Genomic DNA, 26,522 nt, shown 5'->3' with positions numbered 1-26,522 from the left:
CCAATTATTGCGACATGAAGTCGGTTCGCGGCCATTTGTCCCTTTTTTCTGGCGGTGCAGAGGTCTAAGTCAGAGCAGCCATCTTGGAGATACAATGACCTTCTGGGCCCTTATAATTCTGACAGCTTTGCTGATCACGTTGTTTCTTGGCTACTCGATGCTGCGTGGACAAAAAACGCGCGAGCCGGCCGCGGCATACGACCTGCGCGTTTATCGCGAACAGCTTGCCAGCGTTGATCGCGATCTTGCCAGAGGAGTAATCGCTCAGGCCGATGCCGAACGCGTCCGCACGGAAATTTCGCGACGCATTTTGGCAGCCGACGCACAGATGCAGAAACAAACGACGCAAAGCGGCGCACCCCGCTGGGCCACGGGTGTTGCGATTGTCGTGGTGGCAGCCGTGCTGGTTGGCGGCGGCGCGTGGATGTATCGACAGACAGGGGCCGCCGGACTGCCAGACCAGCCCTTGGCGCAACGCATAGAAAGAGCCGAGGTTTTGCGCGCAGAACGTCCCCGCCAATCTGAGTTCGAAGCGGATTTGCCATCTGCACCCCGGCCACAGTTGGACGAAAGCTATGCCACCTTGTTGCAACAATTGCGCGACACCGTGGCGGAACGGCCCGATGACCTGCAGGGTCATGTTCTTTTGGCGCAGCACGAGTCGAATGCAGGTAACTTTTCTGCGGCCTACAAGGCGCAGGAGCGCGTCATTGAGCTGTCTGGTTCGACAGCGTCGGCAGACGCCTATTCACACCTGGCCGAAATGATGATTCTGGCCGCAAATGGATATGTCTCGCCCGAGGCGGAAGAGGCGCTGAGACAAGCCCTGTCCCGCGATCCCCGGCACGGCCCGGCGCAGTATTATTTGGGGCAAATGATGGCACAGCTAGGGCGTCCAGATATCGCTTACCGCATATGGGTGGACACCCTGCGGGATTCCCCAGCAGGGGCACCTTGGGCCGACGCCATTCGCGCGCAACTGGATGATCTCGCGTTTCGGGCAGGTGTCTTCAATCCTCCGGACATCCCTTCTGCTTCAACGCCTTCAGGCCCCAGTCAGGATGACATCGACGCCGCGGCAGAACTGTCCGCCGAAGAACGTCAGGAGATGATCCGCGGGATGATCAACCAATTGTCGGATCGACTGGCAACCGAGGGCGGCGCGCCCGAAGAATGGGCGCGATTGATCAATGCCCTCGGCGTAGTCGGAGATCGGGACCGCGCGGTAGCCATCTATGAAGAGTCTCTGTCCGTTTTCGCAGGTAACGAAGGCGCGCTGCAAACTCTTTCTGCTGCTGCTCAACGAGCCGGAATTTTGCAATGATCCACGACGCATTCGAAGACTTTGCTGCATCGCTGCCCCCCATGACCGCCCTGATGGGGCTTGATCTGGGGGAAAAGACCATCGGTGTCGCGGTGTCCGACCGAATGCGCGGTGTTGCCAGCCCGCTGGAAACCGTGCGGCGCAAGAAATTCACGCTGGATTCAGCCCGGCTTCTGGAACTCATCGCAGACCGCGAAATTGGTGGACTTTTGTTGGGGCTGCCCAAGAACATGGACGGTTCGGAAGGTCCGCGTTGCCAATCTACACGTGCATTTGCGCGAAACATGGCGCGTTTGACGGATATTCCCATCGGGTTCTGGGACGAACGCCTCAGCACAGTTGCGGCAGAAAAAGCACTGTTAGAGGCGGATACGACACGAAAACGTCGCGGACAGGTTATTGATCACGTCGCTGCTGGTTATATCTTGCAAGGAGCGCTGGACAGGCTGCGCTTTCTTTAGGATCGGAATACGCCAATGACGAACATGGTTTGGAAAAGGAATGAGGTCGAAAGCCCTTGTATCCAGATCTGCGTCGTGCACCCGACCGAGCGTATCTGTACCGGATGCTACCGCACCATCGACGAAATCTCGCGCTGGTCCAAAATGGACAGCTCGGAACGCGCCGAGATCATGGAGGCCCTGCCCTCCCGCAAGCCTCAACTTGCCAAACGCCGCGGCGGTCGCTCGGCCCGATTAAACAAATCCTGAAACTGCCCGCTTGGTCTGGCTGAGCCTGCGCTGCCGCGGGTCGGTCTGAACTTCGAGGGGGTAAAGTCAAGCGACGTATGTCGAGTGTGTGGCAACCCGAGGCAGCGCTCTTCAGCTTTGGTGTTTTCCCGCAGTGGTATCACGGCAAAACACCAGCAACATAGGCCGTTGTTGACTCATCAATCAACAAAAATAAGGACACAATACGTCTTACTGAACGTCAAAAGGCATCGCGGTTTGAACTGGTTGCCCCGTTACCCAGCCGACAGCCAGGATTTGGCGTTTTGATACTCTTCCGACGGGAAAAACTGCGTCCTTGCCCCCAGAATATGACTGGCGACTCTTTGCGCCAGATGCTGCCAGGCTTTGTCGCCAACAATAGCGGCCCGGTCGAGCATACCAACGTGCCCGCGCGCAAGACGGAAATGTGCCGCTAACGCGGTTAATCCCTGCCACCCGTCAAATTCCCGCAGGTCGATCAGCAAACGGAAACCGTCTTTGGCGCTGAGCAAACCGTCCAGGTTCGCCTCGGCCTTCTGATATTCCTCTGGATCCAGCTTGCCCAACAGACTGATCTGCACGCAGGGACCGCCCAAATCGGTCACGTGGATCGAGCCGAGCGACTCGCGCATCCAACGTCTGGCAGATTCGATCTCGGAAAGCTCGAACACCTGCATCGGGCACGGCATGATCGGGGCAGCAAACCGAACGCTCGTCTGCACCCAACCCTGATCGGCCACTACCGCAATACGGTCAAACCCGCGCCAATGGCTTAATCCCAGCTTGGTGTCCGACCAGGCGGCTCCGATGTCGTATCCCTTGAATTCCGGCTGAACCACGGCCATCAGACGAACCGTGTCATGCTCGGCCAAGGCTGCTTCGATAGCTGGAATAAGCGTGTCATTGTAATCGCTGCTGGTGACTTCGCCCGACAATTCAACTTCTATCGAGGCACCATCTGAATTCGTATGGATCGTCATCATCGAAAAACCTCCTAACCTGAACAATGGCCGGAGGTTACGGGGATTCTATCCAAGCGGCTACACCATCGGTGAATTCGGGGCGAAAATAGGCGATCATCCGTCCATCCGGGCCTGCCGAAGCACTGTCAGGCCATGGCGCCACGCCGTGCAGACAGTGACGGTGCAGCAGATAAGCCTCGCCCGGCTTGGCAGGCAGTTCGATACGGGGGCACATCTCGAACACCTCGCGGCGGGCGGCCTGATAGATGTCAGTGATATCGACTTCGTGCATTGTTTCTTTTGGCGTGTCTTGCAACGCCTTGGCGAACGCGGGCCCCAGAATTCTATGGCTGCCTTCCCACAGAACCATGGGCGACGCGTTATCACTGACCTCGGTCAGGGGAATGCCAAGAATCCAGGCATGTGGCTCATCCACACGCCGCCGACGATCGGGGCCCGTTGGACGCAACCCATCCACATGGGCGGCATCGCGATTCAACCTGTACCGACCAGCCGCGTCGCTTTCACCGCGCCGTGGGCGCGGGTAGCCGGGATAAACGACCGAAACCTGTCCCTTGTGCAGTGGCAAGTCGCCGTAATGTTCGCGGGTGAAATCCATGGCAGTCCCGGACAGATCCCCGGACTGATCGACCCTGCCCTTTTCGTCATTTTCCAGCGCATCCACACCGATGAACCACGTGCCTTCACAATCCAGCCACTCGGCATGGGCGGGGTCCGAAATCGCACCGCGCGCAGCGAGAAGGGCATGCGTCGCCCAATCCGCAAGGGCTGGATCAAAGGGGAATTTCACCCAACCCGATTGCCAAAAATCACTCACAGCCCCAGTGCTTTGCGCAGCATATTCAGGGCGACAAGTGTCAGGAACACAGCGAATACCCGTTTCAGAGGTTTCGGGTCCATCGCGTGCGCCAGTTTCACCCCCCAAGGAGCCGTGATCATCGTCATAGCGACTACAATCGCAAAGGCCACAAGATTGACCGCACCGATCGTCAGCGGGGGCCGATGCTCGGGCGCGATATCAAGAAACAGAAACCCAAGAACAGACGGAACCGCGATGATCACACCAAACCCGGCTGCCGTTGCCACGGCTCGGTGAATGGGCGTGTTGAACAGGCTCATCAGCGGAACGCCAAAACTGCCCCCACCGATCCCCATCAATACAGACAGAAACCCAACGCTGGGCGACAGAACGGCCCGGCGGACACCTTTGGGCATGGCATCGCCCAAACGCCACTCAGATTTACCCAACCCCAGATAGGCGCCAATGACCATCCCAAGAACACCGAACAAAGCCTGAAGCGCTTCGGTCCGCAGCGCGGACGCCACCATCACGCCAATAACGGCACCCACGGCGATCCCCGGCCCCCAGCCGCGCAGGATATCCCAGTCCACGGCACCTTTCTTGTTATGTGCCAGAACCGAGCGGATCGAGGTCACGATGATCGTCGCCAACGAGGTCGCCAGACACAATTGCATCAACTGCGGCCCACCATACCCGAGCGTTTGAAAAGCATAGAAAAAGGCCGGAACCAGAACGATGCCGCCCCCCACGCCAAGCAATCCGGCCAGCACACCGGCCAGCGCCCCGATCACAAGCAAAAGGCCCAACATCTGGGCCAGCAACATCGTCTCGGGCATTCTTCCCCCATACCGGCCTAATCGCCGTATCCTAGTTCACCACCGCCTCGGCCAAAGGCGCAACGCGCTCGAGCGCCTGCAACATAACCTCGGACCCAGCCCCCTCATGCACCGCGCCTTCGGACAAAGTTCGCCGCCAAGCCCGTGCGCCGGGACGCCCGGCGAACAGGCCCAGCATATGACGCGTGATTTGGTGCAAACGGCCACCTTCGGCAAGGTGCCGTTCAACATAGGGCACCATTTTTTGAACGACATCAACCGGATCAGCCACTTGGCCCGACCCAAAGATTAGATGATCTGCCCCGGCCAGAATCTCGGTAGGCTGGTGATACGCCGCCCGCCCGATCATAACCCCATCCAGCCCAGCATCCAGATGGGCCTGCGCTTGCTCCAGCGTGGCAATCCCACCGTTGATCGAGATGTGAAGCGCGTTGAAATCCGCCTTCATTCGGTGGACGAGATCATAGTCCAGCGGTGGAATATCCCTGTTTTCCTTAGGGCTAAGCCCCTGCAACCACGCCTTTCGCGCGTGGATCGTCACGCGTTTGCACCCTGCATCACGGATGGCGGTCAGAAATTCGGGCAGTACCTCTTCCGGGTTTTGTTCGTCGACCCCGATCCGACACTTGACGGTAACTTCGACATCAACCACTTCTTGCATCGCGGCCACGCATTCCGCAACGCGAGCCGGATCTTTCATCAGCACGGCACCGAACGTGCCGGACTGCACCCGATCCGAGGGGCAGCCGCAATTCAGGTTGATTTCATCATACCCGGCCTCAGCGCCCAAACGTGCGGCCTGTGCCAGTTCCTGAGGGTCAGACCCACCGAGTTGCAGCGCAACGGGATGCTCTTGTGGGTTGTAGTCCAATAAATGCAACGCCCCACCACGCACCAACGCGGGGGCGGTGACCATCTCTGTGTACAACAAGGTCTGGGAACTGAGCATCCGATGCAGGTAACGGCAATGCCGATCGGTCCAGTCCATCATCGGCGCAACCGACAGTCGCGCCGCGCGCCAAATCTCAGCTTGCGATGGCTTTTGGGTCTTTTTTACGTCCGACATCTTTCCCGACTTTCGTCACGAACCTGAACAAGACGATCCGTTTCCAAGATTGCCGTCTACCACTGTTTCGGGATCAAACGCCACACGGAATGACAACAGCCGGGTAAATGCTTAGCACACTCTCCGGCGGGGCCGCCGGTTGAGACATCGAAACTGTCAAACCCCGTAACGGCTAAGGATCATGTCAACGCTGCTGTTGATGGTGGCCTCCATCTCGTCCTTGTTCAGAACGTCACCGGAAAAAATAATCGGCCAAAACGCCTTGGCTTTGATGAGGCCGATAAACTCCTGCCCTGCGGCCTGAGGATCCTCGATCCGCAATTGCCCGTCATCTGCGGCGTCTTTCAGCATGGCGGCGAAAATCGCGGTCTTGTCCAGCTTGCCCTGTGCCGCGGCCGCCAAATCAGGGTTGCGCAAGGTTTCGCTGATCACCATCCGCGACATGGCCATGACCTCGGGCAACATCAGAATGCGCCCTTCGGCCCATGCCAGCTCAGTCAATTGCTCTCGGATGTCGCGGCCTTTCTGATAGCGAACATCCTGCACTCCGGCGAACCTGTTGGATAGCTCTAACACGATGGAGCGAAACAGGTTTTCCTTGCTTTCGAAGTACTTGTACAACGTGCGCTTAGAGACTTCGGCCCGCAGGGAAATACGATCCATGCTGGCCGCCGCAAATCCCTTGTCCTGAAACTCGGAAACCGCTGCTTCGATGATCTGAGCATGTTTGGCCGCATTCGGCGCGCTGACGTCATTCATATTTCATAGCTATAGTCCCATTGACAGATCGAGGTCAAACTCTACGTAAACTGGTGGGTTTACAGAGTAGAATTTGTCGCATACGGTAAACCCGCCAGTTTACCGACTCGGGTAACCAGCCCAACATGGAGAATCCCCCTCATGTCATTGACCTTGAAATTGAACGGCCAGACCCACACGGTCGACGCCGAACCCGGCACGCCCCTTCTGTGGGTGATCCGGGATGAGCTTAAGCTGACCGGAACCAAATTCGGCTGCGGCGTTGCGTCGTGCGGCGCCTGCACCGTGCATCTGAATGGCGAGCCTGTGCGTTCTTGCCAGACATATATCGAAGACGTCGAAGATGCCGAGATCACCACGATTGAAGCCGTGGGCGACGACAAGATCGGCGCGGCCGTCCAGCAGGCCTGGGTCGAGCTGGATGTGGTCCAGTGTGGCTATTGCCAGTCAGGTCAGGTGATGTCCGCAGTCGGGCTGCTGTCCGAGAACTCCAAGCCGTCGGTCGAAGAGATCGACGAATACATGTCCGGCAACGCCTGCCGTTGCGCCACCTATCAACGTATCCGCGCCGGAATCCAGCGCGCGTCCGAGATTCTGGAGGCCTGATCAATGACCATCAACACCTCACGCCGTGGATTTCTGAAAGGCGCCGCTGCGGCCGGTGCCGTGCTGCTGGTCGGCGCACGCCCCGATGGCGCGCTGGCGGCAGCCTCGTCCGAAACCACGCAGTTTAACCCGTTCGTAAAGATCGACGCCGATGGCACTGTAACCGCCATCGTCAAACACTTTGAAAAGGGTCAGGGCCCGGCCACCGGCCTGCCGACGCTGATCGCCGAGGAAATCGGCTTGACCATGGATCAGATCGAATACGAATTCGCGCCCTCTGATCCCAACGTCTATAACAACCTGCTGTTCGGTCCGTTCCAGGGCACAGGCGGATCGACCGCGATGGCGAATTCCTGGCTGCAATACCGTCAGGCCGGTGCCGCCGCGCGCGAGATGCTGATCAATGCCGCCGCCCAAAGTTGGGGCGTGGACGCATCGGGCATCGCCATCGAGGAAGGCATTGTAAAGGCCGGTGACAAATCCGCACCGATTGCAGAGTTCGTTGCTGCGGCGTCGCAGCTTGAGGCCCCTGCCGAGCCGCGCCTTAAAGATCCGTCCGAATTCCGCCTGATTGGCAACGAATCCGTGCGCCGTAAGGACTCGGCCATCAAGGGCAATGGTCAGGCCATGTATGCGATGGATGTGCATCTGCCCAACCAGATGGTCGCGATGATCAAGCGCCCCGAATCCAAGGGCGGTATCGCCAAAGGCTTTGACGACAACGCGTCAAAAGAGGTCAAAGGCTATATCAATGCCGCCATCTTGCCCAATCAAGCGGGTGTTGCGGTCTATGCCGAAGACACATGGGCTGCCATTCAAGCGCGCGATGCGCTTGAGGTCGAATGGGACATGTCAGGCGGTGAGACCCGCGACTCGGATCAGATCAAGGCCGAGATCATGGCCGCACTGGATTCTGAGCCCACGTACAACGTGAACAAGGCAGACGTGGCGGCGGTTTCGGCGGCCATCGACGGGGCGGATAAGGTGGTCGAAAAGACCTTCTACTTCCCGCTGCTGGCCCACGCCCCGATGGAGCCGTTGAACTGCACTATTGAACAAACCGCTGAGGGCGACATTGTCCTGCATGACGGTGCGCAGATGCCGACCGGTCCGCATATGGCCTACCAGCAAATCTTCCAATTGCCGCCTGAGAAAATCCACATCAAGACCATGCTGGCCGGGGGATCATTTGGCCGCCGTGCCACACCTGATGCGGATTATCAGGTCGAAGCGGCGCTGGCCTTTGTGGGCACCGACCGCTCGCGCCCGGTTAAACTGGTCTGGACACGCGAAGACGATATCCGCAGCGGATATTACCGCCCCGCTTTCGGTCACAAGGTCCGCGTGGGTTTGGATTCGGACGGCAACATCGTCGGATGGCAGCACCAGATCGCCGGGCAATCGGTGATCAAGGGCACTGCCTTCGAGGCGGCGCTGGTCCATGACGGTGTCGATCACAGCTCGGTCGAAGGTGTGGCCGATAGCCCGTATGCCATCCCCGGCATGGCGCTGGGCCTGACCGACACGCCCAAAGCAACCACTGTTCTGTGGTGGCGCTCGGTGGGGCACACCCATACGGCCTATACGATGGAGACCATGATGGACCTGGTCGCTGAGGCTGTGGGCCGTGACCCGATCGAGTTCCGTCTGGCCCACCTGTCCGACGACACCAACCCCGATCAGCGGCGCAAGGCGGCTGTTCTGAAACTGGCCGCTGAAAAAGCCGGTTGGGGCAACGCACCTGCTGGCCGATCGCAAGGGATCGCGGTGCATAAGTCCTTTGGGTCTTATGCGGCTGAGGTTGTTGAAATCTCGGGCGATGCGGAAAGTGGCATCAAGATCGAAAAGGTCACCTGCGCCGTCGATTGCGGCATTGCGGTGAACCCCGATGTGGTTAAGGCACAGATGGAAGGTGGCATCGGTTATGGCATCGGCCATGTCATGCGCGATCAGATCACGCTGACAAGCGGGGCAGTCGATCAATCCAACTTCCCGGATTACGAACCGCTGCGCATCGGCGACATCGCTGCCATCGACGTACACATCGTACCCTCGGCGGAGGCACCGACGGGTGTCGGTGAGCCCGGAACGCCTCCTTCGGCACCGGCGCTGGCCAATGCCATCCACGCGATGACGGGTACTCTTGTGGCCTCGCATCCGATGGCCGAAAACGGCATCAACTTCGTTTGACGCCAAACCCCGCGCCTTCTCCTCTCGGCGCGGGGTTAATTTGATCAAATTTCGTGACAAGACGCTTTGCGTCGACTACACCTCGGGAAACCAGAGTGATGGAGACCCCGATGGACCTGAGCGCCTTGCACAGTTTTCGCGTTGCAGCCTGTGACCTTAACGGTCAACTGCGGGGCAAACGCGTGCCTCCCTCTTACGCCGACAAGCTGGAAAAGGGTTCGGTTCGGATGCCGTTTTCGGCGCTAAACGTGGACCTGTGGGGTGCGGATATTGACGGTAGCCCGCTGGTTTTTGAGTCCGGTGATGCCGATGGCGTGCTGCTGCCGACCGAGCGCGACCCCGTTCCGATGCCATGGCTGGATGTAGACACCGCACTGGTACCCATGTGTCTGTATGATGACCACGGCACACCCTTTGCTGGGGATCCCCGTCACGCGCTGACCGCGGTACTGGACCGATACGCCCAGCGCGGGTGGTCGGTGATCGCGGCGACCGAGTTGGAGTTCACGCTGCTGGATTCGTCCGGCGCGCAACCGCAGCCGCCGCTGAACCCATTGACAGGGCGTAGGCTGGTGGATGAGGCGGTGCTGTCCATGGCCGAGATGGACGCGTTCGATGCGTTTTTCACCGACCTCTATGATGGTTGCGCCGCGATGGGCATCCCCGCCCAGACCGCCATATCCGAAAGCGGAATTGGCCAGTTCGAAATCAACCTGAACCATCAGGACGCAATGCGCTGCGCTGATGATACGTTGCTTTTCAAGGTGTTGACACGCGGGCTAGCGCGCAAACACGGGTTCACCGCGACGTTCATGTCCAAACCCTATGCTGACGATGCAGGCAATGGGATGCACGTGCATTTCTCGGTCGTCAATCAGGCCGGCCAGAACGTCTTTGACAATGGCGGCCCCGAGGGGACAGATACGTTGCGCCACGCCATCGCGGGATGTCTGGCGGCGATGCCCGGCAGCACATTGATCTTTGCGCCGCACGGCAATTCTTATACCCGACTTGTGCCCGGCGCCCACGCGCCCACTGGTGCAAGCTGGGCCTATGAGAACCGCACCGCCGCCCTGCGCATTCCCGGCGGCGCACCCGCTGCCCGCCGAATTGAGCATCGCGTCGCGGGTGGCGATATCAACCCCTACCTGATGCTGGCCGCCGTTTTGGGGGCAGCAATGAACGGGATCGATGATGCAACCGAGCCGCCAGCGCCGATCACCGGCAACGCCTACGACATTGACGGCCTGCCGCAACTGGCCAGCGATTGGGAGGCCGCCGTCGCCGTCTTTGAATCCGATCCACATGTCGCGCGCATCTTCCCTGCCGATCTGATCCGCTTTCTGGCGATGACCAAACGGCAGGAAATCCGCCGCTTTGCCGAGCGCCCGCCCGAGGACCACTGGCTGAGTTATGTCGAAGCCGTCTGACCCCTCTTGCCCGGCCCGGCGCGGTCGGCTAGAATAAATTTGATCAAATTTGGTGACCCATGAAAATCGGCATCCTTGTAACCGGCCACCCCCCCGATGAGCTGCGTTCAGAATTCGGCACATATGACGGCATGTTCCGTACCCTGCTGGGTGGCAACGGCTTTACGTTTGAAACCTTCAACGTGGTGGACGGGCAGTTCCCCGACAGCACCGATGCAGCCAATGGCTGGGTCATCACCGGCTCGCGTCATGGCGCGTACGAGGACCATGCGTGGATACCGCCGCTGGAAGAATTGATCCGCGCGATCCGCGACAAGGGCCAGCCACTGATCGGGGTCTGCTTTGGCCACCAGATCATTGCGCAAGCCTTGGGCGGCAAGGTTGAAAAGTTCACAGGTGGCTGGGCGGTAGGACGCACCGACTATGACCTGGATGGGCAGACCGTTACGCTGAACGCGTGGCATCAGGATCAGGTGGTTGCCCTGCCCGACGGCGCTCGCGTGACCGGCAACAACGACTTCTGCCAGAACGCCATGGTCGCTTATGGTGATTCAATTTGGACCGTTCAGGCCCACCCGGAATACGGCGACGGGTTTATCAAGGGTTTGATGGACACGCGTGGTAAAGGTCTTGTGCCAGATGAGTTAATGCAGGCCGCGACCAACCGCCTGCCCGCCAACGACGACAACCCCAAGATCGGGAAATTCATGGCGGAGTTTTTGAAGAAAGAGAGGGCCTGATGGCCGACTGGAAAGATCAACTACCGCAGGCAGCACAGTCCTATATCGAAGGTCAGCGTTTGGACGAGGTTGAATGCATCATCTCGGATTTGCCCGGTATTGCGCGGGGCAAAGCGGTGCCAGCCTCGAAATTCGCCAAGCAAACCTATTTCCACCTGCCCGACAGCATTTTCTACCAGACCATCACCGGCGACTGGGGTGAGGCCGCGGGCGAGGACGGCTTTATCGAGCGGGACATGATCCTGAAACCCGATTTCTCGACCGCATCGGCCGCGCCGTGGACTGGCGACTGGACGTTGCAAGTGATTCACGACGCCTATGACCGCGATGATAACCCGATCCCGTTCAGCCCGCGCAACGTGCTGAAACGCGTGGTGCAGATGTATCACGACAAGGGCTGGAAACCGGTCGTGGCGCCCGAGATGGAGTTCTTTCTGGTCGCCCCCAACGTGGACCCCGCGCAAGGCATCAAGCCAATGATGGGGCGTTCGGGCCGTCCGGCGGCGGCGCGTCAGGCATACTCGATGACTGCCGTGGACGAATTTGGCCCGGTGATCGACGACATCTATGATTTCGCCGAACACCAAGGGTTCGAGATTGACGGCATCACGCAGGAAGGCGGCGCTGGGCAGTTGGAAATCAACCTGCGCCACGGCAACCCGGTCAAGCTGGCGGATGAGGTATTTTACTTCAAACGCCTGATCCGCGAGGCCGCGCTGCGCCATAACTGCTTTGCCACGTTCATGGCGAAACCGATCGTGGATGAGCCGGGCTCGGCCATGCATATCCACCACTCGATCATCGACATGGAAACCGGGCAGAACATCTTTTCCGGCCCGCAAGGGGGTGAGACGGACGCGTTTTATCACTTCATCGCCGGGTTGCAGAACCACCTGCCCTCGGGGCTGGCGGTGATGGCGCCCTATGTGAATTCATACCGCCGTTACGTGAAAGACCATGCGGCTCCGATCAATCTGGAATGGGCGCGCGACAACCGTACCACCGGCATCCGCGTGCCGCTGTCCGGCCCCGAAGCGCGCCGGGTCGAAAACCGCATCGCCGGGATGGACTGCAACCCCTATCTGGGCATCGCCCTGTCTTTGGCCAGCGGCTATCTGGGACTGGTTCAACAGGAACGCCCACGCCGTCAGTTCTATGGCGACGCTTACGAAGGCGAAGGCGATATCCCGCAGGTCATGGGCAATGCGCTGGACCTGTTTGATGAGGCGACCGCCTTGCACAAGGTTCTGGGCCCCGAGTTTGCCCGCGTCTATGGCATCGTCAAACGCGCCGAGTATGAAGAATTCCTGCAGGTTATCTCTCCGTGGGAGCGTGAGCATCTGCTGCTGAATGTCTGAGGCATTGCGATGAACCTGCTCTATTCCAACGACCGCAAGGCCGAATACCCGGCCAGTTGGTACGCGGCCACGGCCAATCCGATCGACCGTTTTCCTGTTCTGGCGGGCGACGAAAAGGCGGATGTCTGCGTGGTCGGCGGCGGATACACGGGTTTGTCCGCTGCGCTGCATCTGGCCGAAGCCGGATTCCGCGTGACCCTGCTTGAGGCGCATCGCGTGGGCTTCGGCGCGTCGGGTCGCAATGGCGGTCAATTGGGCAGTGCACAGCGGATGGATCAGGAAGATCTTGAGCGACTGGTGGGCGATGACGACGCCGCCAAGCTGTGGGATCTGGCCGAAGACGCGAAGGCGCTGGTCAAATCCCTGATCGCCAAGCACCAGATCGACTGCGACCTGAAACCGGGCGTTGCCGTTCTGGGCCTCAGCACCGGCGAACAGCAGGAGCTGCACGACCACGCGGCGCATCTGTCCGACCGCTATGGCTATGACCAGATGGAGCTGCTGGACGAAGGCGCGGGTCATGGCCTATGCCCCTCGCCTGCCTATCGCGGAGGCTATCTGGATATGGGGGCCGCCCATCTGCACCCGCTGAACTATGCTTTGGGTCTGGCGCAAGCCGCAGCCAAAGCGGGCGTGCGGATTTATGAAAGCACCGAGGTGACGGGGATCGAGGAAACCGCACCCGCCGTCGTTCACGCCGCACAGGGCAAGGTCACCGCGGGTCACGTCATTCTGGCCTGCAACGGATACTTGGGCGGCCTGAGCGGCAAGGTCGCCGCGCGGGTCATGCCGATCAACAATTTCATCGCAGCGACTGAACCATTGGGCACTGACACCGCTCGTGTGCTGACGCGCGACGTCGCTGTGGCCGATACGAAATTCGTGGTGAACTACTTCCGCCTTAGCGCCGATAACCGGCTACTGTTTGGCGGCGGCGAGAGCTATGGTTATCGCTTCCCGTCCGACATCGCCGCCAAGGTGCGCAAACCGATGGTCGAGATTTTTCCGCATCTGCGCGATGTGAAGATCGACTATGCCTGGGGTGGTACGCTGGCGATCACCATGCGGCGGATGCCCTATCTGACGCGGGTTGCGCCCAATATCCTGTCAGCTTCGGGTTACTCTGGTCACGGCGTTGGAACTGCGACCCATGCAGGGCAATTGATGGCGCTGGCCATTCAAGGGCAGGCCGAAGGGTTCGACACGATGGCCCGCATCCCGACCCTACCCTTCCCAGGGGGCGCCGCCCTGCGCAGCCCCCTGCTGGTGCTGGCGATGACATGGTTTGCGCTGCGGGACCGGCTGGGCCTTTGATTTACGACAGATTGGTGAAATTTCGCCGTAAGGGCGAATGAAGACTTGGATTGACCGAGGATTAGCTTTATCTTTCCCAAAGATAGAATTCGGGAAAACCAAATATGACGCTTCCTCCAAACGTTCATGACGCCGAACCCATCCCCGTTGCCGCCCGCGAAGCCATCGACGCCTTGATGCAGTCGGGCGACCTGTTCCGCTATACCGCGCCGCAAGACGCGCCGGTTGCTTTGCTTGAGGCTGAATTCGCCGAGTTGCTAGGTACCAAATACGCGCTGGCGGTTTCGTCCTGCTCGGCTGCGCTGTTCCTGTCGCTCAAAGCCTTGGGCCTGCCGCGCGACGCACGTGTCCTGATCCCCGGCTTTACCTTTGCGGCTGTTCCGTCCTCGGTCGTTCACGCAGATTGCATTCCGGTACTGTGCGAAGTTGCCGACAATTACCGCATAGATATGGCAGACTTTGCCACCAAACTGGACGATGTTCAGGCTGTGATCATCAGCCATATGCGCGGACACACGTCCGACATGGACGCGATCATGGCGCTGTGTGACGCTCGCGACATTCCGGTAATCGAGGATGCAGCCCATTCGCTGGGCACCACGTGGCACGGGCGCAATATTGGCACGATCGGTAAGGTCGGCTGTTTCTCGTTCCAGTCCTACAAGATGATCAACGCGGGCGAAGGCGGCATTCTGATCACCGATGACGCGGATTTGGTGGCGCGCGCCGTCATCATGTCGGGCGCTTATGAGCATAACTGGAAAAAGCATAAAGGCCCGCACGGAGACAACTCGCCGGAGTTGGAGCAAGCCTTTGCGCGCTGGCAGAACAAGCTACCGCTTTATAATCTGCGGATGAGCAACCTCAGCGCCGCCGTGATCCGACCACAGATCCCTGAACTGGCGCGTCGCGTGCGCGACGGTCTGTCCAACCACGACTATGTCGCGGATCGCCTGAACACGTCGCCGAATATCGACGTGCCCGCCCCGCTGTCGCCCGAACGCCGGGCCCCGGACTCGATCCAGTTCAACTTGGTCGACCTCAGCGATGATGACATCCGCGCTTTTGCGGCGGCATCAGAGGCGCGCGGAGTCAAAGTCCAAGTTTTTGGTCTGAGCGAAGACAATGCCCGCGCCTTTTGGAACTGGCAATTCCTGCCTGAGCAGGTCGAATTGCCGCAAACCCGCGCAATGTTGATGAAGGCTTGCGACGTTCGCTTGCCTGTGCGCCTGACCCGCGAAGAATTGGACGTAATTGCCGATATTCTGCTGGCATCCGTCGGCGAGGTTACCGCACCAGCGATGGCCTTCGGCACCTGAACGACAGCCCATCACAAAAAAGCCCGCCAAAAGGCGGGCTTTATTCGTTTTGAAAGGCTGGATCAGTTCAGCTTGGACAATTTCTGCTGCAATTCGGCAAGCTGCTTTTTGATATCGTCCAAATCCTCTTTCGGCTCTGACTTACCCTCGTCTTCCTTGTCCGGACCGGACCAACCGCCGGACAAACCACCAGTCATCGCTTTAAGAAATGCCTGTTGCTGCGCCTGCATTGCCTCGAACCCCGGCATCTGAGACATGGGGTTCATTGCGCTCATGTTTTCCATCATTTTGCTTTGGCTTTCGCGCAGCATCTCGAACGAGCTTTGCAGGAACTGAGGCATCATACCCCCGCCCGGCAACATGTAACTGCGCACAAGATCATTCAGCACATTCACAGGCAGCACATTCTCGCCCCGGCTTTCATGTTCAGCAATGATTTGAAGCAGATATTGCCGTGTCAGATCATCCCCGGTTTTCAGGTCGATAATCTGCACTTCCCGCCCGTCACGAATAAACGCCGCGATATCCTCAAGCGTGACGTAATCGCTGGTCTCGGTGTTATACAGCCGACGACTGGCATATCGTTTGATTAGTAACGGTTTTTCCTGGTCTGCCACCGGTTTCCCTCCCCAAGGATGATGCGTTGCAGCAGAGGTTATGCGACTGCAGCACAAAAAGAAAGGGCAGGTCTTTCGACCTGCCCTGCGCGATTGCACCGGTTGGGAGGAATGGGTGCGCCTCGCGGCATTCATTTTATTACTTGGCAGCAGTTGCTTTCTTGGCAGCGGCTGTCACGTCGTTGGTTGCTTTCTTGACAGCAGCAGTTGCGTCTTCCGCAGCTTCTTTGCCGGCAGCCATCAGCAGCTCAACAGTTTCGGTCTGAACTTTTTTCGCGATTTCAGCGAAGGCCGCCAGGTTTTCTGCAGCAACTTCAGCCGACGCGCTTGCGAAATCAGTCGCAGCTTTTGCGTATTCAGCAGGTTCTGCTTTTGCTTTCGACATCTCGGTCAGTTTGGCCAGAGTGTCTTTGGTCCATTTGTTCGAGATTTCAGCCGACTTTTCAGCGGCGTCCAGCGCAACACCCGACAGCTTTTCGTTCAGGCTTGCGGTCGACTTGAAGGCACCTTCCAGAGCGGTGGTGTCAACAGGGAACGCGCCCATCATGTCTTTCAGGGTCGCGGTAAAGTCTTGAGTCTTTGCCATTGTCCTAATCCTTTTGCCGAACCGGGCCCACCCCGGTTTTCATCAGCTTGAGGACAATATGGTTGCTGCACCGCAGCATTGCAAGAAATTTATTGCTGCGTCGCAGCAAAAAATAAAAACTCACACAAAATCAATTCGTTGACTTAACCAAAACATACGTTCCGGGCGCGGGCGCCAGTGGCGGATGATCCGAATCGCCCGGTGTACGGGCCTGAACCTGTTTGCCTGACCGCTTTTTTAGCCAGGCCTCCCAGCGGGGCCACCACGATCCCTGATGGTACTCGGCCTCTTTCATCCAAGTCTCGGCATCCGCTTTAAAATTGGTGTTGGTGTAATGGCCATATTTCTTTTTGCTGGGCGGGTTCACGATCCCCGCGATATGGCCGGATTCTGACACAATGAACGTCTTTGACTTCGATCCCATCTGCTGCACGCCGCGATAGCAATCCTTCCATGCTGCAATGTGGTCCGTTTCGCAGGTGATGGCCATCAACGGAACGTCGACATCACGGACATGCAGTTTATGCCCCAGCAACTCGAACCCGTCGTTGACGAAGTCGTTGCTCTGGCACAAGCCGCGCAGATACTCCACAGCCATGCGACCGGGCAAATTCGCACCATCTCCGTTCCAGAACAGCAGGTCGAATGCGGGTGGTGTCTCGCCCATCATATAGCTGCGGATCGCAGGACCATAGATCAGATCATTCGAGCGCAGGAACGACATCGTTCGTCCAACCAGCCAGGCTTTCAGAATTCCATCCTTGGAAATCTGATCTTCGATTCCGTCCACGAAGTCGTTTTGCAAGAAGGGCGTGAACTCTCCTTGATCGCCGAAATCCGTGAGGGCGGTAAAAAACGTGGCCGACTTGATCGACTTGTCCCCCCGCTGCTTGAGAAGGGACAGGGTCAGGCTAAGCGTGGTTCCCGCGATACAGTAACCTACAGCGTTCACCTGCTTGACCTTGCAGATCGACTTGACCTGTTCGATCGCGGTCAGGAACCCTTCTTCGACGTAATCCCCCATACCAATATCAGCGTGGGATTCATTTGCATTCACCCAGCTTACGACAAACAAGGTATATCCCTGCTCGGTCACCCATTTGATCAGACTGTTCTGCGCCTTGAGATCCAGAATGTAGAACTTGTTGATCCAGGGCGGGAACAGAACAAGCGGCGTTTCGCAAACTGTCTCGGTTGCAGGCTTGTATTGGATCAATTCCATTAGCCGGTTGCGATACACAACCTCACCCGGCGTTGTGGCGATGTTGCCACCCACTTCAAAGGCGCTCTCATCCGCCAGCCTGACAACCATTTCACCATCATTGGCTTCAAGATCGGCAACCAGGTTTTCCAGCCCCTTGATCAGCGATTGCCCCTCGGTTTCGACCGCCTTCTCCAAAGCGTCCGGATTGGTTGCCAGAAAATTGGTCGGAGACATCATGTCGATGATCTGTTGCGAGAAGTACCGCAGGCGCTTTTTGTCCTTGTCGTCCATATCTTCAACCGACGCGACGGCCTGTGTGATGACCTCGGCATTGGTTTGATACTGCTGGCGGATAAAGCGGAAATAGGGATTTACTTCCCACATAGGATTGCTGAAGCGCTTGTCTTTAGGGGCGGTATCGCTGTCATCAACTTCGCCCGTCGTCATGGCCTTCTGCGCTTCAGCAAAGTTTAGAACGGATTTTCCCCAGAATTCGATCTGATGTTCCATCAGCTTGGCGGGATTTTGCCATGCCTCGGAAAAATACGCTGTTGCTGCTCGTGCAAAAAGCTCTTGATTCGGACCGTCCAGCGCGGGGTTGTGGCCCTTTTTTCCGGCCATCACTTCCACCAGACGCTTGGAAAGCTCTTCGACTTTGTTCATATTTTCTTTAAGCCGTTCAAGGTGTTCCTCGGTTAGCTCCGGACTCTGGTCTTGACTTGTTGTCATTTTAACAATTCCCCCCTAACCTCGCTGCTATGCAGAATAACGTCGCAAATGCCATGGGCAAAGCGGCGAATGGTCCGAACTTTCAGACTGATACCCAGGAGACCCATTTTATGCGCTACATGATGACCTACGACTTGATGGAAACCATGCGCAACACCAACCAGTGGATGGGTGCAACCGCCAGTGCGATGGCCTCTTACCCACTGTTTTCGATGGTTCCCAATCCAGTGTTCAGCATGATGGCGGCCTGGGGCGAGGTGACAGAACGCACCTTTCAGCGCATGATTGCCAAACCCGACTGGGGCATTCGCACCTATACCTGCGAGGACGGCCGGGACCATATTGTCGATATCGTCCCCGTGTTGGAGCGTCCGTTCGGCGACCTGATCCACGTCCGCGTGAACGGGCGCGAAGAACAAGCGCGCAAGGTTCTGGTGGTCGCTCCCATGTCCGGCCACTATGCAACGCTGCTGCGCTCGACAGTCAAAAGCCTGTTGGTCAATTGCGAAGTCTACGTCACCGACTGGCATAATGCGCGCGATATCCCCGTGTCCGAAGGAAAGTTCGATGTAGAGGACTATACCCTCTATCTTGTCGATTTCATGAAAGAACTGGGATCAGAGACGCATGTTGTTGCAGTTTGCCAACCCGCCCCGCTGACATTGGCCGCAACCGCGTATCTGGCCGAGGTAGAGCCCAAAGCGCAGCCCAGTACGCTGACGCTGATCGGCGGACCTGTTGACCCGGACGCAACACCCACTGACGTAACCGATTTTGGCCGCCGCGTGACAATGGGCCAGCTGGAAGAGACCATGATTCAACGCGTCGGCTTCAAGTACAAAGGCGTTGGTCGCATGGTTTATCCCGGCCTGCTGCAACTGGCGTCATTCATGTCCATGAACGCGGATCGCCATTCCAAGGCGTTTTCGGACCAGATTCAGCGCGTCATGCGCGGTGAGGCGTCGGATCATGACGCACATAACCGGTTCTATGACGAGTATCTGGCGGTGATGGACATGACCGCGGAATTCTATCTGTCGACGGTCGAACGTGTCTTTAAAAACCGCGAAATTGCGCGGAACGAGTTTGTCGTTGCAGGCCACAAGGTTGATATCGGGAAAATCACCGACGTCGCCGTGAAAACAGTCGAGGGGGCAAATGACGATATCTCTGCCCCCGGTCAATGTATCGCGGCGCTTGACCTGTGCACCGGGCTGCCAGATTCGAAAAAGGCAAGCCATGTTGAACCCGGCGCGGGACATTACGGTATCTTTGCTGGCCGCAGTTGGCGCGACAACATCCGCCCGCTGGTCATCGACTTCATGAACGCCAACACGCGTAAACCGCGCCGTCGGGCGGCGAACAAGAACAAAGTCGCCTGATCACCATGCCAAATTCCACGGCGAAAGATTTCGCTTTTTCCTGCAATTGTGGCGCGCTTCGCGGCGCGATCACCGCTGCGGGGGCGAAATCTGCAACGCATACTGTGTGTTTCTGCCATGACTGCCGCGCCGCTCAGCTGTATTTCGGACAACCCGACCCTGCCCCCGGCCCTGTCGAGGTGCTGCAGATGCTGCCAGAAGAAATCAGGATCGACGGCGGGGCCGAACACTTGGCGCTGATGCAACTCAGCCCCAAGGGTATGCTGCGCTGGTACGCAAGTTGCTGTAACGCGCCACTTGCAGTGACGACCCGAACGCCGAAATTCCCCTTTGCGGGGTTCATCGTGAAACGAATTGCAGACCCAAGCGGTTTGGGTCCCATCACGACCCGAGGGTTTGTTCCGCAACCCGACGGCAAACAATCCCATGAAAAGCTGGGGCCAGCTGTCAAAGGATTGATTTCGCGCGTGCTCAAGTCGCGGATTTCCGGAAGTTGGAAGAACTCCGTCTTCTTCGACCCCAATACCAGACAGCCCGTGGCAACGCCTGTAATCCTTAGCCAATCTGAACGGGCAGCGTTTTACAAATAGGGCAGCCGAACCGGGGTGTTCAGCCAGGATTCAAGTGCCGTGTTCACGGCTGCAGGTGCCTCGAGCGGGGGCAGATGCCCAGCTTCGTCAATGACTTTCAACTCGGCATTTGGGATCATTTCCGCCATGAACGCATGCCGACGCACGGGCGTAAGCTGATCGTGCGCCCCGCATAAAACCAGAGTTGGTACATTGATATGCCTCAGCGCGCCTTGCTGATCAGGACGCCGTTGCAGGGCGCGCATCTGGCGTTCGAAGACGTCCGCCCCCATTTCCCTTGCCATCGCCATGACTTCTTTCAAGACGGGAACGCGCCCCAGACCCGGTGCCAAAGTCTCGGAACCAATCAACCTGTTCATGACATCCTCAAGCCGCCCCGACCTTGCGCCTACGATAAGCTCTTCCCGGTCCGCAGCGATCTGAGGTGTATCGGCCTGCGCGTCTGTCGACATCAGGCACAAGCGGGACACGCGCTGAGGTGCACGCCGAACGATCTCCAACGCGACAACGCCGCCCATGCTGAACCCACCCAGGGCAAAACGATGCGGTAGTTGGTCCAGCAAGCCAGAGGCGATCTCTTCGACGCGGTCACCCGTCGTCACCGGGGCAACCGTCACCGCGCGCTGGTAAGACAGGTAGAGTATCTGAGCTCCGAACAACCGCGCGTCGCACATGAACCCGGGCAGAAAAACCAACGGTTCGATCACGCAGGGCCTCCTTAAATCCGACCACCTTGGCGTTACTTTTCCGCAGGATGTGAGGTTTTTCTAATGTCGGCAAGAAAAAACTCAGGGATAGTCTATTCCCCGGAACTTCGGAAAATCCGCATAACGCGCCTTCCGGGTGCTTAGCTTTTCAGTCGGCTTGGCACCTGCGCGCAACAAGGTGCCGCGCGGCACGATATAGCTGTCGATCCGGCGAAGGGGTATCGGCCTCCAGACCAGATTGAACGCGCGCAGCTTGGGGAAAAACCAGATTTCGGAGTAATCCAGATGGTCATGCATCCACCACGCAAGATCGCGCCAGTCGCGTCCGGTTTCGTATTGATCCGCAAACCATGGAATCACGACCGAGGCCCCGGCGATCCTCTCATCCCCTTCCCCACGATCCCAGATATGGCATTCCAGAGGATTGTCATTTCGGGCACAGTTCAGACGGTTTTCATTTCCGAACCGGTTCAAGGAAGGTGAGCGATAACCAGACCGCACCCCGACCCGGCCAAAGGTTTCCTCCAGCGGATCCAGAAGGGTTGAGCACAGGGCACGACCCGTCTGGATCGCCAAATCGGGATTGTCGGGAATGTTCTGTATTTCGTGAAAGTTGCCAATCTCGGAATACAGAAAATCGCGCATAAAAAAATGACGAGACAGACGCACCCTGCCAAGGGTTTCAAGGCTCCACATGCTGGCTGGTTTACGCATCACCCCCCCCTGCGTTACCTGATCCCCAATGTTTCTAGCCAGTTCAAGATACCAGCTACAGTCGCATCCGTTTGCCCTGGTGACATCAGCCTCCCGGCGACAACATGCGAGGCGGGGTCATCTCCGGGGCCCATTGTCACCAATTCTGTTGTCGACGGCGCGCCCCACGCCGCCGCAACCTCGTGCGTGATATCTGGCCGTACAACCTGATCATCATCTGAATACCAAAACAACGCCGGGACCTTTGCGCCAGAGAAATCAAGCCTATTCACCACATCCACCAACACCGTCATTGGCACGACCGCTTCCCAAGGATAGGTTGTTGACCAATACAGGTTCTTCTCTGGGTCCGGGCCAGAGACGTCCCGTGTCTCTCCCATCAGAACAGGCAGCCAATCCCGCGCCCAAGGTAATCCGGGTATCCAGGCACCGGGCGTGTTCACTCCGAAATTGGGCGAGACAAAGACAATACCCGCCAGATCCCGGCTCAGGTCTTCGTCAACGGCAGCGGCTGCTGCCAGTGTCCCGCCTGTCGATGTCGAAATCACGACCACCTGATCGCCCACCGCACGCGCCGCAGCCAGCCCCTCGGCCAGATCCTGCATCCAGCCCGAGGCCGTTCCATCCGCCATTGCCTCGCTGCTACGCCCGTGCCCCTGCAGCCGCGTATAGACCAGATTTGCCCCCAGCGCGTCAGCGACCATATCGGGCACCGGGCGAATTTCCTCGGATGACGCGGAGAATCCGTGCAGATAGAGAACAGAAACCGGAGTTCTGCGCTCTTTGAAACCGTCCTGCCAGATCACGCGTTTCTCAACACCAGGGACGATATCGTCAAACGCCGACTCGACGCTTTCGAAATAGACTTGGACGCCCTCGCCAAATTTCCGAGGATCAAACTGAGGATGAAGGTCTACGTCTTCGCGTGGGCCAAACCAGTAAATTAGGCCCCCAATAGCGATAAGAGCCAAACACAGACGACCTATTAGCCGCATCATGACGCATTCATCACATCTATGACGGCCTGCTCGATCAGCCCAAGACACGGCCCGTCCGAAAACCGGTGATCCGCATCTTTGACAAGCAGCAACCTCATGTCGGGTCCAGACGCATGTTCTAGCAGTCTGACCGCAGTTGCCGTTGAAACCGCAGTATCCTCGGTGCCCTGCAAAAAGCGCACCGGAAATGGCAGCTCCAACGGGCTACGCAGTACAAGTCGGGCACGGCCATCTTCGATCATCCGTTTCGTAATGATGTAGGGCTCCATATAGTCCGACGGCAGCTCAACACGCCCCACCTCCTCCAGCGCCTGTTTCTGAGCATCCGTGAACGAGGCCCAGTATCCATCCTCGGTAAAATCCGGCGCGGCCGCGATCGTGACCAAGCCTGCAATCCGATCCGGCATCATCTTGGCCAGCAACAAGGCCTGCCATCCGCCCATCGAAGACCCAACGACAATCAAAGGCCCCTCAGTTAACTCGGCAACCGCAGCCGCTGTATCCTCATGCCAATCCCCGATGCACCCCTCTTCGAAAGCGCCCCCGCTTTCACCGTGCCCGGAATAGTCGAACCGCAAAAACGCCTGCCCGCGCTCCTTCGCCCAGGCCTCAAGATGCACCGCCTTGGTGCCTTCCATGTCAGACTTGAGACCGCCCAGAAAAACCACCGTCGGCCCCGCCCCCTCGCTTTTGTGATACGCCAACCGCCGCCCCTGCGCGGTGTCCAGAAATTCAGCCACAGCCATAAAACCCTCTTTGCTTTGCCCACATCATGCACGTCCCAACCCCAACCGCAATTCCCCGATCCGCCCTTCATCTGGCTAAAAATATCCCGGGGTGCCGCCATTGGTGCGCCATTGGTTCAAACGCCAATGGCGGCGGGGCAGCGCCCCTCGCTCCCGCCCTTGACACACGCCCCCCCAACCTGCCAAAGCAGCCAAACGCAAATAACCCGCAACCGGGCGTTCTCATACCCCGCGCTAGCGAACCCCCTGCAAATTCATGGAAAAATACTTAAAAAACAGGCGTTTGCTTGTATCACCAAACCGTTTCACTGCCCCTGTCAGACCCATTCAACCCGCGTGGATATCATGCCACAACAGTGATGCATCAGTGACGAAGGGCTGGTAGCGGTGCGATGGCGTTGCTAAATCCAAGGTGTCGGGGGATGCGCCAACACCCGCCCGACTGACACGACCGAACTGCATAAGGACACGGCCATGACAAAGAACACATCTGACTTTCTGACCTCAGTTGCAAGTCTCGTGGATCAGGACGACCGCGACCCCCGCGAGGTTGTTGCTGACCTGATGCAGGCTGCACTCGACACGGGCATCCGCAAGGAACTGCGCGCCAGTGTTGCGTTTGCCCTCGAACAGGCGAACGGAACCGCTGCCAAGGAATTGACTGATCTGGCCTGCCGCCGCCTGAAACCCGGTCGGCGTCTCTCGGACCCGCAATATGCGGGCCTTACGCTTGTAGCCACCACGCGGGGCAAGCGTTGGATTTACCGCACCCAGAAAGGCAAGCGGCAGCGACAAATCACCCTCGGGCACTACCCCGCCATGAGCCTTGCCGAGGCACGAGAGGCGTGGGCGCAGCCCGTCACCAAGGTCGCCGACAAGCGGTCTGAAACGACGCTGGACGAACTGACCGAGGCTTACATCACAGCCATGCAGACGCGCGGCACAAAGTCGTGGCGGCGGTCAGAGAACATCCTCACCAAGAGCGTTCTGCCCAACCATGGCGGCATGCGCCTCGGCGCGCTGGACGTGGAGGCCCTGAACGCGACGTTTATCCACCTGATAGATGACAAGCCCGGTGCGGCGCACAACATCCGCATGGCGATGGCAAGCATGTTCAAGTGGGCCAGCGAGAAGAAAATGATGCCCGCAGGCGTACCGGTCCCGCAGTTGGATAAGACCCCGAAATCACAGATCAAGGACTACCGCCCGTCCATGTCCGAACTGCGCACGATGGTCCGGGGCCTTGACGAACTGCAAGACATCGACCGGGACATCATGCGCCTGCAACTGCTGACGGGCACCCGCATCAGCGAGGCGCTGGGCGCTGAGTGGTCGGAGATTGACCTTGAACATGGACGCTGGACCATTCCCGCCCAGCGCATGAAAGCCAAGAAAGAACATCTGGTCATGCTCTCGGCGCAGGCGGTCGAGTTGCTGCGCAACCAACCCACGCGAGAGGGTCGTGTGTTCGGTCGTCGTGGCCGCAAGACTGTCTCGTTGAATTGGGCGCGGCAGCGCGACGAGTTGAGCCTGCCCACCGACTACACCAGCCACGCCAACCGTAAGGCGCTGCTTAGTTGGGTTGCCGAAAACGGTGGCGGCAAGGACATCCGCGACCGCCTGTCCGCACATAGCCCTGACACCAGCGAGGCGGACGCGCATTATCAGCTATCCGAGTTGAACCAGCCCGCCGCCGAATGGTGGCAGAAATGGGCGGACTTCCTCGACGGGCTCACCGCTGAGAGCGTGGTGCAGTTGTCGGAGGGACGGGCATGACCAACCCGAAACCCAACCCGTTCGCCGACGCCCAGCGCGTCGATACCTCGGCCACGATCATGCGCCGCCTGAAAGTGAGCCGCGAAGAAGCCGAGCGGCTGGCGGCGCTGCCACCGGGTAAAGTGAGTGCGCTGGACTTCATCAAATTGCGCCTGCTGAACCTAGACGGACCTGACCCCCGAGAGGATCACATAGAGGCAGAATCGGCTTACACGGCAGTGCAAAGTGTCCTGAGCGAGCGCAACAGCGCGCGCGGTAAGAACGCCCGCCCCGGTCGTCGTCCTCACCATGACGAGGTGATTAGGCGAGCGATGGCGATAGTTGAACGCAGCCCAAACATGGCAGGTTCGGCGAAACACCTCGCGGAACGGGTTTATGATGAGATGTCGTTAGAACGGACTGCGGATGAGGTGGCGAAACTACCTTCCGAGGGCAGCATAGCCCGCTGGATACGAGCGGAATTCAAGAAAAATGGACCGCTAAAAAGATAGTTTGCGCGTAACTGAGTTACGAATTCGTCCATCTGGAACACCCCCTGTTAGCCGAGTGTCACGACCAAATTAATGGAGTGACACATGGCTAGAGAGCCTGACCTGACTATCGCCGAGGCATGCACTGAGATGAACGTCTCGCGTAATGCGGTCGGCAAGCTGATAGCGTCCGGGCAATTGTCTACTTACTTCGTAGGCAAGCAAGAGCGCATCACTCGAACCTCACTAGATGAGTACAAGGCGAACAACGCCTACGTGCCCGACCCTGCCCTTTTGGCTAAGGTGGCAGGAGACGCAGCATGAGCGCCCCGGTCCCTACCCCAAATCAATCCTCGGACCTGTCCGTCAAGGAAACCTGTCGCGAGTTGCAGGTGTCGTCCTCGACCGTCTGGCGCTGGCTCAGTAGCGGCGAGTTGACCGGCTACTCGAACGGGCGCGTCACGCGCATCGACCGCGCCAGCATCGACGCCTTCAAGGAACGGAACCGCATCCAGCCAAAGGAGCGAGACGATGCCGCGTGATCTGGACCTGGCGCTCCTGAACCA

28 protein-coding genes are annotated in these 26,522 nt (G+C 58.5%); 16 read left to right on the top strand and 12 right to left on the bottom strand.

Annotated elements, in window-relative coordinates; translation table 11 throughout:
• The first annotated feature begins 94 nt into the window (after positions 1-94).
• From ccmI to GOV88_RS11775, 3 genes are read left to right on the top strand one after another with little or no spacing between them, the layout of a single operon-like run.
• A complete protein-coding gene (gene ccmI / locus GOV88_RS11785; RefSeq protein WP_171240558.1) occupies positions 95-1,324 on the top strand; it encodes a c-type cytochrome biogenesis protein CcmI in 1,230 nt (409 codons plus the stop codon).
• Complete coding sequence (gene ruvX, locus GOV88_RS11780; protein ID WP_171122113.1) at positions 1,321-1,785, top strand: Holliday junction resolvase RuvX; 465 nt, start codon at positions 1,321-1,323, stop codon at positions 1,783-1,785. The genes ccmI and ruvX overlap by 4 nt, the downstream gene beginning before the upstream one ends.
• 15 nt (positions 1,786-1,800) lie before the next feature.
• Positions 1,801-2,034 carry a DUF1289 domain-containing protein gene (locus GOV88_RS11775; RefSeq protein WP_171126486.1) on the top strand — a complete coding sequence of 78 codons (234 nt, stop codon included), beginning with the start codon at positions 1,801-1,803 and terminating at the stop codon, positions 2,032-2,034.
• Between the two features lie 254 nt (positions 2,035-2,288).
• Here the strand turns inward: GOV88_RS11775 and GOV88_RS11770 are convergent, their stop codons facing one another.
• From GOV88_RS11770 to GOV88_RS11750, 5 genes are all read right to left on the bottom strand, one after another.
• On the bottom strand, positions 2,289-3,017 hold the full coding sequence (locus GOV88_RS11770) for an STAS/SEC14 domain-containing protein (RefSeq protein ID WP_171240557.1): 729 nt from the start codon (positions 3,015-3,017) through the stop codon (positions 2,289-2,291).
• Positions 3,018-3,051: 34 nt separating this feature from the next.
• Positions 3,052-3,834, bottom strand: a complete 783-nt coding sequence (locus GOV88_RS11765) for a hypothetical protein (protein ID WP_171240556.1) — start codon at positions 3,832-3,834, stop codon at positions 3,052-3,054.
• Entirely contained in the window at positions 3,831-4,655 is an 825-nt protein-coding gene (locus GOV88_RS11760) for a sulfite exporter TauE/SafE family protein (protein ID WP_171122109.1), read from the bottom strand. Before GOV88_RS11760 ends, GOV88_RS11765 begins: the two co-directional genes overlap by 4 nt.
• Before the next feature lie 31 nt (positions 4,656-4,686).
• The gene (dusA, locus tag GOV88_RS11755) at positions 4,687-5,721 is read right to left on the bottom strand and encodes a tRNA dihydrouridine(20/20a) synthase DusA (protein WP_171240555.1); all 1,035 of its coding nucleotides are present in this window, start codon (positions 5,719-5,721) and stop codon (positions 4,687-4,689) included.
• Positions 5,722-5,877: 156 nt separating this feature from the next.
• The gene (locus tag GOV88_RS11750; RefSeq protein ID WP_171240554.1) at positions 5,878-6,480 is read right to left on the bottom strand and encodes a TetR/AcrR family transcriptional regulator; all 603 of its coding nucleotides are present in this window, start codon (positions 6,478-6,480) and stop codon (positions 5,878-5,880) included.
• 141 nt (positions 6,481-6,621) lie between these two features.
• On the opposite strand from GOV88_RS11750, the gene GOV88_RS11745 reads away from it, so the two are divergent.
• The 7 genes from GOV88_RS11745 to GOV88_RS11715 all read left to right on the top strand — a co-directional run bounded on the left by GOV88_RS11745 (position 6,622) and on the right by GOV88_RS11715 (position 15,437).
• Positions 6,622-7,086 (top strand): (2Fe-2S)-binding protein, encoded by a 465-nt coding sequence (locus GOV88_RS11745; protein ID WP_171122106.1) that lies wholly within the window; start codon positions 6,622-6,624, stop codon positions 7,084-7,086.
• Positions 7,087-7,089: 3 nt separating this feature from the next.
• Positions 7,090-9,276, top strand: coding sequence for a xanthine dehydrogenase family protein molybdopterin-binding subunit (locus GOV88_RS11740; RefSeq protein WP_171240553.1), 2,187 nt, complete (start codon positions 7,090-7,092; stop codon positions 9,274-9,276).
• Positions 9,277-9,386: 110 nt separating this feature from the next.
• Complete coding sequence (locus tag GOV88_RS11735; protein WP_171122350.1) at positions 9,387-10,706, top strand: glutamine synthetase family protein; 1,320 nt, start codon at positions 9,387-9,389, stop codon at positions 10,704-10,706.
• A 59-nt stretch (positions 10,707-10,765) separates the two neighbouring features.
• Positions 10,766-11,446 (top strand): type 1 glutamine amidotransferase, encoded by a 681-nt coding sequence (locus tag GOV88_RS11730; RefSeq protein ID WP_171122104.1) that lies wholly within the window; start codon positions 10,766-10,768, stop codon positions 11,444-11,446.
• On the top strand, positions 11,446-12,804 hold the full coding sequence (locus GOV88_RS11725) for a glutamine synthetase family protein (protein WP_171240552.1): 1,359 nt from the start codon (positions 11,446-11,448) through the stop codon (positions 12,802-12,804). Before GOV88_RS11730 ends, GOV88_RS11725 begins: the two co-directional genes overlap by 1 nt.
• Positions 12,805-12,813: 9 nt before the next feature.
• A complete protein-coding gene (locus GOV88_RS11720; RefSeq protein ID WP_171240551.1) occupies positions 12,814-14,118 on the top strand; it encodes an FAD-binding oxidoreductase in 1,305 nt (434 codons plus the stop codon).
• A gap of 104 nt (positions 14,119-14,222) precedes the next feature.
• On the top strand, positions 14,223-15,437 hold the full coding sequence (locus GOV88_RS11715; RefSeq protein WP_171122101.1) for a DegT/DnrJ/EryC1/StrS aminotransferase family protein: 1,215 nt from the start codon (positions 14,223-14,225) through the stop codon (positions 15,435-15,437).
• Between the two features lie 62 nt (positions 15,438-15,499).
• On the opposite strand, the gene phaR is transcribed toward GOV88_RS11715, so the two are convergent.
• From phaR to GOV88_RS11700, 3 genes are all read right to left on the bottom strand, one after another.
• The gene (gene phaR, locus GOV88_RS11710; RefSeq protein WP_171122100.1) at positions 15,500-16,054 is read right to left on the bottom strand and encodes a polyhydroxyalkanoate synthesis repressor PhaR; all 555 of its coding nucleotides are present in this window, start codon (positions 16,052-16,054) and stop codon (positions 15,500-15,502) included.
• Positions 16,055-16,193: 139 nt separating this feature from the next.
• Complete coding sequence (locus tag GOV88_RS11705) at positions 16,194-16,640, bottom strand: phasin family protein (RefSeq protein WP_171122099.1); 447 nt, start codon at positions 16,638-16,640, stop codon at positions 16,194-16,196.
• A 130-nt stretch (positions 16,641-16,770) separates the two neighbouring features.
• Positions 16,771-18,573 (bottom strand): alpha/beta hydrolase, encoded by a 1,803-nt coding sequence (locus GOV88_RS11700; protein WP_171240550.1) that lies wholly within the window; start codon positions 18,571-18,573, stop codon positions 16,771-16,773.
• Positions 18,574-18,683: 110 nt separating this feature from the next.
• Between GOV88_RS11700 and phaZ the strand changes: the two genes are divergently transcribed.
• The gene (gene phaZ / locus GOV88_RS11695; RefSeq protein ID WP_171240549.1) at positions 18,684-19,955 is read left to right on the top strand and encodes a polyhydroxyalkanoate depolymerase; all 1,272 of its coding nucleotides are present in this window, start codon (positions 18,684-18,686) and stop codon (positions 19,953-19,955) included.
• A 5-nt stretch (positions 19,956-19,960) separates the two neighbouring features.
• Positions 19,961-20,545, top strand: a complete 585-nt coding sequence (locus tag GOV88_RS11690) for a DUF6151 family protein (RefSeq protein ID WP_171240548.1) — start codon at positions 19,961-19,963, stop codon at positions 20,543-20,545.
• On the opposite strand, the gene GOV88_RS11685 is transcribed toward GOV88_RS11690, so the two are convergent.
• The 4 genes from GOV88_RS11685 to GOV88_RS11670 form a co-directional block, all read right to left on the bottom strand.
• The gene (locus tag GOV88_RS11685) at positions 20,536-21,252 is read right to left on the bottom strand and encodes an alpha/beta fold hydrolase (protein ID WP_171240547.1); all 717 of its coding nucleotides are present in this window, start codon (positions 21,250-21,252) and stop codon (positions 20,536-20,538) included. The genes GOV88_RS11690 and GOV88_RS11685 overlap by 10 nt on opposite strands.
• Before the next feature lie 81 nt (positions 21,253-21,333).
• On the bottom strand, positions 21,334-21,948 hold the full coding sequence (locus GOV88_RS11680) for a hypothetical protein (RefSeq protein ID WP_171240646.1): 615 nt from the start codon (positions 21,946-21,948) through the stop codon (positions 21,334-21,336).
• A gap of 32 nt (positions 21,949-21,980) precedes the next feature.
• Complete coding sequence (locus tag GOV88_RS11675) at positions 21,981-22,964, bottom strand: carboxylesterase (protein WP_171240546.1); 984 nt, start codon at positions 22,962-22,964, stop codon at positions 21,981-21,983.
• The gene (locus GOV88_RS11670) at positions 22,961-23,710 is read right to left on the bottom strand and encodes a carboxylesterase (protein WP_171240545.1); all 750 of its coding nucleotides are present in this window, start codon (positions 23,708-23,710) and stop codon (positions 22,961-22,963) included. Before GOV88_RS11670 ends, GOV88_RS11675 begins: the two co-directional genes overlap by 4 nt.
• Before the next feature lie 474 nt (positions 23,711-24,184).
• Here GOV88_RS11670 and GOV88_RS11665 point away from each other — a divergent pair, with 474 nt between their 5' ends.
• The 4 genes from GOV88_RS11665 (at position 24,185) to GOV88_RS11650 (ending at position 26,498) form a co-directional block, all read left to right on the top strand.
• On the top strand, positions 24,185-25,486 hold the full coding sequence (locus tag GOV88_RS11665; RefSeq protein WP_171240544.1) for a tyrosine-type recombinase/integrase: 1,302 nt from the start codon (positions 24,185-24,187) through the stop codon (positions 25,484-25,486).
• Positions 25,483-25,977 carry a hypothetical protein gene (locus GOV88_RS11660; RefSeq protein WP_171177352.1) on the top strand — a complete coding sequence of 165 codons (495 nt, stop codon included), beginning with the start codon at positions 25,483-25,485 and terminating at the stop codon, positions 25,975-25,977. The genes GOV88_RS11665 and GOV88_RS11660 overlap by 4 nt, the downstream gene beginning before the upstream one ends.
• 84 nt (positions 25,978-26,061) lie before the next feature.
• Positions 26,062-26,280, top strand: coding sequence for a helix-turn-helix domain-containing protein (locus GOV88_RS11655; protein ID WP_170602299.1), 219 nt, complete (start codon positions 26,062-26,064; stop codon positions 26,278-26,280).
• Complete coding sequence (locus tag GOV88_RS11650) at positions 26,277-26,498, top strand: helix-turn-helix domain-containing protein (RefSeq protein WP_171177354.1); 222 nt, start codon at positions 26,277-26,279, stop codon at positions 26,496-26,498. Before GOV88_RS11655 ends, GOV88_RS11650 begins: the two co-directional genes overlap by 4 nt.
• Positions 26,499-26,522 lie beyond the last annotated feature (24 nt).

The sequence above is a fragment of the Ruegeria sp. HKCCA5491 genome, from assembly GCF_013034565.1.
In the GTDB taxonomy this organism is placed as follows: Bacteria; Pseudomonadota; Alphaproteobacteria; order Rhodobacterales; family Rhodobacteraceae; genus Ruegeria.
The sequence above is the reverse complement of the archived record's forward strand: the minus strand, read 5'-3'. Positions and strand labels throughout refer to the sequence as shown.

What these genes read in the sequence shown, in the direction of transcription:
- ccmI (WP_171240558.1), top strand. Translation starts at nt 95, where the DNA reads ATGACCTTCTGGGCCCTTATAATTCTGACAGCTTTGCTGATCACGTTG.
- ruvX (WP_171122113.1), top strand. Translation starts at nt 1,321, where the DNA reads ATGATCCACGACGCATTCGAAGACTTTGCTGCATCGCTGCCCCCCATG.
- GOV88_RS11775 (WP_171126486.1), top strand. Translation starts at nt 1,801, where the DNA reads ATGACGAACATGGTTTGGAAAAGGAATGAGGTCGAAAGCCCTTGTATC.
- GOV88_RS11770 (WP_171240557.1), bottom strand. Translation starts at nt 3,017, where the DNA reads ATGATGACGATCCATACGAATTCAGATGGTGCCTCGATAGAAGTTGAA.
- GOV88_RS11760 (WP_171122109.1), bottom strand. Translation starts at nt 4,655, where the DNA reads ATGCCCGAGACGATGTTGCTGGCCCAGATGTTGGGCCTTTTGCTTGTG.
- dusA (WP_171240555.1), bottom strand. Translation starts at nt 5,721, where the DNA reads ATGTCGGACGTAAAAAAGACCCAAAAGCCATCGCAAGCTGAGATTTGG.
- GOV88_RS11750 (WP_171240554.1), bottom strand. Translation starts at nt 6,480, where the DNA reads ATGAATGACGTCAGCGCGCCGAATGCGGCCAAACATGCTCAGATCATC.
- GOV88_RS11745 (WP_171122106.1), top strand. Translation starts at nt 6,622, where the DNA reads ATGTCATTGACCTTGAAATTGAACGGCCAGACCCACACGGTCGACGCC.
- GOV88_RS11740 (WP_171240553.1), top strand. Translation starts at nt 7,090, where the DNA reads ATGACCATCAACACCTCACGCCGTGGATTTCTGAAAGGCGCCGCTGCG.
- GOV88_RS11735 (WP_171122350.1), top strand. Translation starts at nt 9,387, where the DNA reads ATGGACCTGAGCGCCTTGCACAGTTTTCGCGTTGCAGCCTGTGACCTT.
- GOV88_RS11730 (WP_171122104.1), top strand. Translation starts at nt 10,766, where the DNA reads ATGAAAATCGGCATCCTTGTAACCGGCCACCCCCCCGATGAGCTGCGT.
- GOV88_RS11725 (WP_171240552.1), top strand. Translation starts at nt 11,446, where the DNA reads ATGGCCGACTGGAAAGATCAACTACCGCAGGCAGCACAGTCCTATATC.
- GOV88_RS11720 (WP_171240551.1), top strand. Translation starts at nt 12,814, where the DNA reads ATGAACCTGCTCTATTCCAACGACCGCAAGGCCGAATACCCGGCCAGT.
- GOV88_RS11715 (WP_171122101.1), top strand. Translation starts at nt 14,223, where the DNA reads ATGACGCTTCCTCCAAACGTTCATGACGCCGAACCCATCCCCGTTGCC.
- GOV88_RS11705 (WP_171122099.1), bottom strand. Translation starts at nt 16,640, where the DNA reads ATGGCAAAGACTCAAGACTTTACCGCGACCCTGAAAGACATGATGGGC.
- GOV88_RS11700 (WP_171240550.1), bottom strand. Translation starts at nt 18,573, where the DNA reads ATGACAACAAGTCAAGACCAGAGTCCGGAGCTAACCGAGGAACACCTT.
- phaZ (WP_171240549.1), top strand. Translation starts at nt 18,684, where the DNA reads ATGCGCTACATGATGACCTACGACTTGATGGAAACCATGCGCAACACC.
- GOV88_RS11690 (WP_171240548.1), top strand. Translation starts at nt 19,961, where the DNA reads ATGCCAAATTCCACGGCGAAAGATTTCGCTTTTTCCTGCAATTGTGGC.
- GOV88_RS11680 (WP_171240646.1), bottom strand. Translation starts at nt 21,948, where the DNA reads ATGTGGAGCCTTGAAACCCTTGGCAGGGTGCGTCTGTCTCGTCATTTT.
- GOV88_RS11675 (WP_171240546.1), bottom strand. Translation starts at nt 22,964, where the DNA reads ATGATGCGGCTAATAGGTCGTCTGTGTTTGGCTCTTATCGCTATTGGG.
- GOV88_RS11670 (WP_171240545.1), bottom strand. Translation starts at nt 23,710, where the DNA reads ATGGCTGTGGCTGAATTTCTGGACACCGCGCAGGGGCGGCGGTTGGCG.
- GOV88_RS11665 (WP_171240544.1), top strand. Translation starts at nt 24,185, where the DNA reads ATGACAAAGAACACATCTGACTTTCTGACCTCAGTTGCAAGTCTCGTG.
- GOV88_RS11660 (WP_171177352.1), top strand. Translation starts at nt 25,483, where the DNA reads ATGACCAACCCGAAACCCAACCCGTTCGCCGACGCCCAGCGCGTCGAT.
- GOV88_RS11655 (WP_170602299.1), top strand. Translation starts at nt 26,062, where the DNA reads ATGGCTAGAGAGCCTGACCTGACTATCGCCGAGGCATGCACTGAGATG.
- GOV88_RS11650 (WP_171177354.1), top strand. Translation starts at nt 26,277, where the DNA reads ATGAGCGCCCCGGTCCCTACCCCAAATCAATCCTCGGACCTGTCCGTC.